A 501-nucleotide genomic window follows, 5' to 3' on the forward strand; every position below is an offset into this window, starting at 1 on the left:
GGGGAACCTGCGGTTGGATCACCTCCTTACCTGAATGATAGTGATTGTGCAGTGTCCACACAGATTGTCTGATAAAAATAGAGTATCACGGTATAGGCTTGTAGCTCAGGTGGTTAGAGCGCACCCCTGATAAGGGTGAGGTCGGTGGTTCAAGTCCACTCAGGCCTACCAGACACGTTGACTCCTGGCCCTTTCCAGGGTTACCCGGTGCGGATGCAGCGGTGTTTCTGCCTTGAAACGGCGGGCGGGGAAACGGTCTGCACAGTCGTCTGACGTACCGGTGATAACACTGTATGGGGCTATAGCTCAGCTGGGAGAGCGCCTGCCTTGCACGCAGGAGGTCAGCGGTTCGATCCCGCTTAGCTCCACCATACGAATAATTTCAGAACCCATGGGGAACACGCCCGTGTGTTGTGAAATTTTTGCTCTTTAACAATCTGGAACAAGCTGAAAATTTGAAACAATCAGTGCTGTCAATGACAGGACTGATGAGTCTCTCAA

At 51.9% G+C, this 501-nt stretch carries 2 tRNA genes; both read left to right on the forward strand.

Going from position 1 to position 501, the window contains the following annotated elements:
• The first annotated feature begins 94 nt into the window (after positions 1-94).
• Positions 95-171, forward strand: a tRNA-Ile gene (locus tag NXS07_RS20775).
• A gap of 124 nt (positions 172-295) precedes the next feature.
• Positions 296-371 (forward strand) — tRNA-Ala (locus tag NXS07_RS20780).
• The last annotated feature ends 130 nt before the right edge of the window (positions 372-501 follow it).

This window comes from Xenorhabdus bovienii (assembly GCF_024721015.1).
GTDB lineage: Bacteria > Pseudomonadota > Gammaproteobacteria > Enterobacterales > Enterobacteriaceae > Xenorhabdus > Xenorhabdus bovienii.